The organism is Mycolicibacter arupensis, assembly GCF_002086515.1.
Classification (GTDB): Bacteria; Actinomycetota; Actinomycetes; order Mycobacteriales; family Mycobacteriaceae; genus Mycobacterium; species Mycobacterium arupense.
This window is the reverse complement of record NZ_MVHH01000084.1, coordinates 1-7,934: the sequence shown is the minus strand read 5'-3', so window position 1 is coordinate 7,934 and position 7,934 is coordinate 1. Positions and strand designations below refer to the sequence as shown.

Annotated in this window: 7 protein-coding genes; 6 read left to right on the top strand and 1 reads right to left on the bottom strand. The window is 65.4% G+C overall.

Annotated elements, in window-relative coordinates; translation table 11 throughout:
- From BST15_RS20365 to BST15_RS20345, 5 genes are all read left to right on the top strand, one after another.
- The coding region (locus tag BST15_RS20365; protein ID WP_131727996.1) for a sensor domain-containing protein at positions 1–615 on the top strand (615 nt) is incomplete at its 5' end.
- A 118-nt stretch (positions 616–733) separates the two neighbouring features.
- Positions 734–1,960, top strand: a complete 1,227-nt coding sequence (locus tag BST15_RS20360) for a DUF4878 domain-containing protein (protein ID WP_057970253.1) — start codon at positions 734–736, stop codon at positions 1,958–1,960.
- 312 nt (positions 1,961–2,272) lie between these two features.
- Positions 2,273–3,253 carry a DUF4878 domain-containing protein gene (locus BST15_RS20355; RefSeq protein ID WP_046189489.1) on the top strand — a complete coding sequence of 327 codons (981 nt, stop codon included), beginning with the start codon at positions 2,273–2,275 and terminating at the stop codon, positions 3,251–3,253.
- An 82-nt stretch (positions 3,254–3,335) separates the two neighbouring features.
- Positions 3,336–4,613, top strand: coding sequence for a DUF7373 family lipoprotein (locus BST15_RS20350; RefSeq protein ID WP_046189490.1), 1,278 nt, complete (start codon positions 3,336–3,338; stop codon positions 4,611–4,613).
- 11 nt (positions 4,614–4,624) lie between these two features.
- A complete protein-coding gene (locus BST15_RS20345) occupies positions 4,625–6,619 on the top strand; it encodes a serine/threonine-protein kinase (protein WP_046189491.1) in 1,995 nt (664 codons plus the stop codon).
- Between the two features lie 44 nt (positions 6,620–6,663).
- On the opposite strand, the gene BST15_RS21935 is transcribed toward BST15_RS20345, so the two are convergent.
- Complete coding sequence (locus BST15_RS21935) at positions 6,664–7,089, bottom strand: hypothetical protein (protein WP_057969518.1); 426 nt, start codon at positions 7,087–7,089, stop codon at positions 6,664–6,666.
- Positions 7,090–7,440: 351 nt separating this feature from the next.
- Here BST15_RS21935 and BST15_RS20340 point away from each other — a divergent pair.
- On the top strand, positions 7,441–7,934 hold a 494-nt coding region (locus BST15_RS20340), incomplete at its 3' end, for an SDR family NAD(P)-dependent oxidoreductase (RefSeq protein WP_133053204.1).

Sequence of the window (7,934 nt, the reverse complement as noted above, 5' to 3'; positions counted from 1 at the left end):
CCCCCCTCCGGGACGCCGGCACCTCCACCACCACCGGCGCCCACCGGACCGACACTTGCTCCCGATGCGCTTGCCCCACTGCTGCTGCCGGGCGCCGAGATCGACAAGCAACTCAATATCGCCGGCGCAGCCCCCGTGGGCCCGGTGGAAAGCCAGCCCCTCGGCGGTGATGTGCAGCCACCGCACTGCACCGGCGCGTGGGGTCCCGGTTACCGCGCCACCTACGACGGGACCGGCTTCACCGGGATGGCCATCGGGGTTCTCGCCCAGGGCCAGGCACACCGCATCGCCCAGTCGGTGCTGGCCTTCCCCGACCCCGCGGCGGCTCAGCGCATCTACGACAAGCTAATCGGAGACTGGAACGCCTGCCAGAACACCCACGCGGTGTTCAGTTTTCAGGGCGCCTCCACCGAGATTGACATCAAGACACCACGCCCGATCGGCGACATCAACACCCTGATGCTGGTGCCCACCACCTCGCCGGTTCCCGGACAACAGTGCGAACGCGGTATGGCGTTGCGCGGCAACGTCATCGTCGATGTCCGGGTCTGCTCACCGACCGTCGGCAGCGCCGGATACTCGATCACCCGTGCCATCGCCGACAAGGTCCGTTGACCGACGCCCCGACCCGGCCACGACACCACCACCGCCCGCGCGCAGCGCGACCAACCGGCTTGCGGTGCAGTAACGATCATCAACGCTGCACCCGCCGACAGCTCCAAAGGAGAACAACGTGAACAATCAGAACCCCCGCGGCGGGTGGCCGGATCCCGACGATCCGACCGTCGCGACTCCCCAGTTTCAGCGCCCCGCCCCACAGCAGCCGCCACCGGTCGCAGGTTGGGGACAGCAGCAGCCTGCCCCACACAGTTCGTGGAGCACACCGCCGCCCCAGCAGCCGCAGCCGTGGGCCGCCCCGCCCCAGTCATCCGGGCCAGGTGCCCCCGCCCCGGGCTGGCCCGCTGCGCAACCGCAGGCGACCGGGTGGACCAACACAGCCCCCGGCGCTCCGCCGGCCGGACCTAGCCGCAACCGGCGAAAGCTCTTCATCATCGCCGGTGCCGTTGTGATTGCGCTCGTCGCCGCGTTCGTGGTGGTACCACGATTCACCGGCGACGCGGGTGGTGGTGACCTGTCGGCTTCAGAGACCGTCACCGCCTACCTGGAAGCACTCAGTAGCGGCGACGCGGAGAAAGCGCTGTCCTACAGCAAGAGTGAACCCGCCAACGCCGATCTGCTCACCAACGACATCCTCGCCCAGCAGATCGCCAAGATGCCCATCTCTGATATCCGCATCCTCGACGGCGGCGAGGAGCTGGCCGGCATCGGGATGGGCTCGGTGAAGGTCGCGGTGAAGTTCGGCGAGCAGCTCTCCGATTCCACCGTGCGGCTGTCCAAGGTCGAGGAGACCTGGAAGATTGATGAAGCGATCAACAAGATCGAGATCACCAGCCCCTCCGCCGCCGATGAGACACTCACCATCTTCGGCAAGGAATTCAAAAAGGGTGAATCCTTCTACGTGTTCCCCGGTTTCGTTGACGTGGGCAGTTCCAACGAGTACATCGACGTCGCAGCAGAGTCCCCGCTACTGACCGGCGGATACCTCTCCTTCGCGCCGACATACACGCTCAACGACGACGGTGTCGAAGCGGTGTCCGCCACGATGGCCGACGCTTTCGCTGTCTGCGAGAAGTCCAATCTGCTGGACCCTCCGGGGTGCCCGGTCAAACTCAACAACTACCGCGCGCTCGACGGCACCGTCACCTGGGGCAAAGCCGACCTCAGCCAACTCAGCCTCAGCGAGTTGAGCGAGTACGACATGACCGTGCGCGTCACCGGAAACGTCACCATCCCGGTGTCATACCAACTGCGAGACGGCGGAACGGATTCCGGGACTGCCGAGAGCATCGTGTTCAACACCGTGGACGTCACAACCTCGCCGCCCACCATCGGTCGATGAGCTGGCGCGGGCGTGAGCCCGGCGTTGCCCGCTGTCGCCCCACATGCAGCAAGGGAGGTATCCGTAATGGCCAACTGGCCTGGCAGTCACGGCAATACGCCGCATGAGCCTGGTTGGGGCGACCCTGATGCCGCCACACGCGCGGTGCCAAGGTTCGAACGCCCGGGATCTGCATCCGCCAATGTTGGGGGCAGTCAGCCGCCCTCGGCAGGCCACAACCCGTGGATCGGTCAGCAGCCAGGCCCCCAGGCGGGGTATCCGCGCCAGCAGCCCGATGTGCCCTCAGCCAAGCGTGGTCGCGGTCGACTACTGATGGCACTGGCCGCCGTGGTGGTCCTTATCGGCGGCGTCGTCGCCTACATGCGGGTCTCCAGCGTTGACAGTGAAGGCCCCGCGGGCACCCAGCCGTCGGGCACCGCGCAGAACACACAGTCTGCAAGCGCAGCGACCGCGCCGTCGGCCGCGCAGACAGTCACCGACTACCTCGAAGCTCTGCGCCGCGGGGACGCCGCGAAAGCACTGTCCTACAGCAAAACTCCGTTCGCCGACAACGAATTCCTCACCGATGAGGTGCTGGGCAAGCAGATCGCGCAGTGGCCGATCTCTGACATTCACATCGGCGAAATCAAAGGTGATGAGCAAACCGCCGCGAAGCTCTATGTGCCAATCTCGGCGAAGTTCGGCGACAAGACTCACTCCGAGACGATCGGCCTGACCCGGAGTCTGCAGGGAGGATGGTGGATCGATCACGTTGCCAACGAGTACGCACTCCATTCATCTGCGGTGGACGCCACGCTCACGGTCTTCGGCAAGAAACTGAGCCCAGGCCAGTCGTTCTACGCGTTCCCCGGGTACTTGGATCTTGCAAGCTCCAACGAGTACATCGAGCTCACAAGCATTAAGTACCCGCTGTTCAGAAATTACCTACTGTCGAGCGAGTTCCTCATCAGTGCCGACGCCGACCTCAGCAGCAAGGGCGCCGATGCCATCACCGCGGCCGTGCGGGAGTCGTTCGCGCGATGCGAAAAGTCCAACCTCATCGCTCCCCCGGACTGCCCGGCGCAGCTGAACAGCACTACCGCCGTCGACGGCACCGTGACGTGGGGCCGCGCTGACATCGACACACCGTCGTTCACCTTGCACTCTGCGGACCTGTCGGTCTCGGTCAGCGGCAATGCCAGCATTCCGGTGACCTTTCAGACCACCGACGGCCAGACAGTCAGCGACACCCAACTGCTGGTATTCCAGGAAAAGGCAGACATCACCACCTCACCCCCCAGGCTCGTCCGTTGACACCAGCCACCGCCACCTTCCGGTCACCGAAACAGTCGCCCTCACAACCTGGAAGGCTCACGCCATGCTAGGAATTAGCCTCGTGCAAACACCGGCCACCGCCGCGAAGATAGCGGCTGTCATCGGTGCGTGTGCCGCGCTGATCACCGGATGCTCCTCGGCCACGACCGGAACCCCGAAAACGGCCACCGCCGGCCCGGAGTCCGGGGCCAACGTCGCCCTGATGGACACCGGTCCGTATGACACCGCCTCCGGTAGGCCATTCGGTTCAGCCGGGGACGACGTTGACGGTGCAAATCTGTTGGAATCCCAGCGCATGGCCGAGTTCGTGGTGGGCCCGTGGGAAGTTGACGCTGAGCTGACGAGAATGCCTGGCGCGATAGGATTGGGCATGATCGGCCCGGTTCCGTCGATCAAACTCATGCGCGACAACGAAGTGCTCAAAGACGACCTGATCGCGGTGGCAGACAAGCACCGATTCATGAACGGGTTCAGCACAATACGACTGTCGCCGGAGCAGACCGGCCAAAACCGCGGCCTGCACAACCTCGTCCTGCGGTTCCCCGATCCCGCCGCCGCCGACGCCGCCGCCACCGAGATGGCCGCCGTGGAATCCTCCCGTCCGGACCAGCCACCGGCGGAGCCGGTCACGGTGAACAGCACCCCCGAAGCCCGCGCGGTGGCCTACACGCTCCCCGACGGCCTCAAGAAGGTGGTCAGCTTCACCGCGCATGGACCCTATCTGCTCTACCAGGAGGGGCAGGCATCCCAGGCCTTCCTGGGCAAAAGCGCGGCCAACCTGGTCGACGGCGCTCTCATCATCCAGAAACGCCGGATCGACGAATTCTCCCCGACCCCGCCGGCCGCGATGCGCGACTTGCCGCTGGATCCCAGCGGCCAGCTACTGGCGCGCACACTCATCGCACCTGACGGGCGCGCCCCGTTCATCATCGGCGTGTGGAATTCCTTTGCCTGGCTTCACTTTGAGCTTGACCCGCTGCAGGCGAACTCGCTGTTCAATACCGCCGGTGTGGACATCGTCGGCCAACGCCTGAGCACCGTCTACCAGGCTGCCAACGCCGACGGTGCGCTACGGGTGGCCAAAGGCTTAGACGAGCAGATCGAGAATCTGCCGTCGGTGCGCGAGGTCGATGGGGTGCCCGGCCTGCCAGGGGCGACATGCTTCCAGCGCACCGAAGGCGGCCTACCCGGCACCTCGCCGAGCACCTGGCAGCGGGTGGTCTGGCAATACAAATGCGTCGCCACCGTCGATCGCTACGCCTACACCGCGTTCTCCGACACCGCAGTCGATGTACGTCAGCAGATGGCCGCTCAATACCGAATTCTGGCTGGACAGTAGGTGATGCACTAGTGGTTCTCCCCGCAGGGTCAAACATCGGCGGCTACATCGTCGAGGACGTTCTCGGTTCCGGGGGCATGGGCACCGTTTACCGAGCACGACACCCCGTGCTGCCGCGCAGCGATGCCCTCAAAGTGCTCTCCGCGGAACTGTCCCGCGACGAGCACTTCCGCGCACGTTTCGAACGCGAAGCCGAACTGGCCGCCACCCTGGATCACCCCAACATCGTCGCCGTGCTCAACCGCGGTGAAACCGACGGCCAACTGTGGATCGCCATGCAGTACGTCGCCGGCAGCGACGCCGAACGCGAACTGGCCGCCGGACGCATGACCCCGCAACGCGCCGTGCACATCACCGGTGAAGTCGCCAAAGCCCTGGACTACGCGCACCGCCGAAACCTGCTGCACCGCGACATCAAACCGGCCAACTTCCTACTCTCCACCGACGATGAGCGGATCTTTCTAGCCGACTTCGGTATCGCGCGCGCCCTCGACGACGCGGTCAACCTCACCCAGACCGGCACCGTGATGGCCACCATCGCCTACGCGGCACCCGAGACACTGGCCGGCGAACCCGCCGACCACCGCGCCGATGTCTACTCCCTGGGCTGCTCTCTGTACCGGATGCTCACCGGCACATCACCGTTCAGCAGCTCCGGTGGCATGGCCGCCGTGGCTGCCGCGCACCTGATGTCACCCCCGCCGCGGCCCACCGACGTGGTGGCCAACCTTCCGGCCACGATGGACACTGTGATCGCTCGCGCCATGGCCAAAGAGCCCATCCACCGCTACCAGAGCGCCGGGGATCTGGCCCGCGCTGCCGCCGCGGCACTCGATGAGACCACCGCCGAGGTACGCATCACCCCGGCGCCCTCACCCGCACAGCGCCCACCGTGGGGTCCGGAGAACAGTCCGCCGCACTGGAGCGGGCCACACACCGGCACAGGCCCGTATCCGCCCGGGCCGGGATGGTCCACCGGGCCGACCCCCGCGACCGGGTGGCCCACCGGCCCCGGACCCGCCGCCCCGATGCACCTCTCTTCGACGCGAAAACCGCGCAGCCGCAGGACCGCGCTGGCCGCCGCGGGCGTCGCCGCCGCCGTCGTGGTCAGCGGCGGGGTCGGAACCTGGATGTTCACCCGCGAGGACACCCCCGCCTACGCGGCACAGACACTTGTCCACGCCCACGGTGAAGCCACCCTGACCGCCCCACCGACATCCATTGTGGCCGCCGGCCCCGGCGACGGGGACGCGGTGCTGTCGCTGGGCGTGCAACCCGCCGCCATCGTCGCACCCCCCGCCGGCCTGCCCAGCTGGGAGAAAGACCTCATCACCGGCGACACCCAAGTGCTCACCAGTGCTGACCCTGCCCAAATCGCGGCGGCCAAGCCTGATCTGATCATCGACACCGGCGACATCGACGCAGCAACCTACCGCTCCCTGGCCGAGGTCGCGACCACCATCACCCGCGCCCCCAACGCCAACGAATGGAGCTGGCAGACACAGCTGCAATGGGTAGGCCGCATCCTGGACCGCACTGAACAGGCTCAGCAGCTCATCGACGAGGCTGCAGAATCCCAAGCCAAGCTGCGCACCGAGCATCCGGTGTTCGACGGTAAGAGCGTCGAGGTCGTGTTCGTCGCCGATGACGGAATCAGTGTCGCCACGCCGAATTCAGCTGCGGCGCAGTACCTGCAAGGTCTGGGGTTCCGATACCTGGACAAGCCGGCGATCACCGCGTCCGCGGACGGATCAGATATCGCTGCCGTCGCCGACCCTGAGCAACTCAACACGATCCCTACCGACGTACGGATCGTGGCACGCACGGACTCCGCAGCTGGTGGCGGCAGCTACAACGGGCTGCCCGACCCGTTCACCAAATTCCGCGGCGCCACAATCATTGTCGATGACACCGCGGCGATCGACGCGCTACGCGTACCCGGGTACGCGGCCACCGCTTACCTGAATACGGCACTGGTCAACGCACTGAGCCGCCAGATCCGCTGATCGACATCTCGACGACAGAGTCTGTGTCGATAGTCGCTTCACTCTCAGGCGTGTTTGCGAGGGCGGCCAGCAGCAAGCGGATGGTTCTCCCGTCGTGTCCTGAAAGCCTCGATGCTGGCCCTTGTCCAGATGGGTCCGCTGCGCGGCTTGGCGACGGGCGCAGGGAAACCGGGTGTTTTCTGCAGCAACTGGATGACTCGGGTAGCCGAAACACCCAGTACTTGGGCAGCATCACCGACACTCAGAAGATCCATCTCTGGCGGGTGTGCGAGCAGTGCTTGATGTTGCTCAGTGGGTTGCACCGCAATTGCAGAGGGCTTCTCGCGTAGCAGCGGACGGGCCAGCCGCAGCGCCAATGTGGTGGCCTGGCGCAGCGTCGGTGCCTTCACTTCGAACACTGCGCTCAGAACCTGGGCCTCGGCATCGTAGGTGACAGACCTATCAAGGTCTGCAACCGCGCGTTCGGTCAAACGGGCTGTCGTACAGGAGGCTGTTGCTGTCCACCGAGTCACCGGTGTGTCCTTCCCTATCTCATCACCCCCAAACCCTTATCAATGATGGCGCATCAAGCCGCGAAGCGACACCCAGCAAGCGCTCGGTACGGATGCCGCGCAACCTGTTCCGCGGGAAGAGTCCGAGTGGGGTTCGGCCAGTGAGGAATGGAGTACCCATGCTGCGCGTTCGGGGATTGGGCGGTGGGCAGTGTCGAGCGGAGTTCTCATATCAGCTCCATGGACCATGAGCCGGAGTTGAACGGGTCGTTCGAGTCCTCACCGACAACGAGGTCACCAACATTCTCAGGTCATCTCTAAGCTCAGTTCATGTCTGCAGTGAGTGGGATCGCGTTGGTGACGGGGGCGACCCGGGGTATCGGTGAAGCGACGGCGTTGATGCTCGCGTCACGGGGTGCTCACGTGCTGGTGAGTGGCCGCGACGTAGAGAGTGGTCAGGCGGTGGTGAATGCGGTGCGTTCGGCGGGCGGGGCCGCGGATTTCGTGGGTGCGGCGCTCGTCGACGCCTCCAGTGCTCAGCGCTTGGCAGCCGAGGCGAACGAAGTGGCCGGGCGGGTCGACATTCTGGTCAACAACGCGGCGATCGGTGTGTTCGGCACCACCGCTGCGATCGACGAAGCCGATTTCGATGCGTGCTTCGCGGTCAACGTCAAGGCACCGTTCTACTTGGTTGGCGCCTTGGCGCCACAGATGGCCGAACGCGGTCACGGAGTGATCGTGAACGTCTCGACCATGGTCGCTTCCTTCGGGTCGTGTCCTGAAACCGGTGTAAATGGGGCCGGGCGTAGGTTCTGCTTCGAGAC

What these genes read in the sequence shown, in the direction of transcription:
- BST15_RS20355 (WP_046189489.1), top strand. Translation starts at nt 2,273, where the DNA reads ATGGCACTGGCCGCCGTGGTGGTCCTTATCGGCGGCGTCGTCGCCTAC.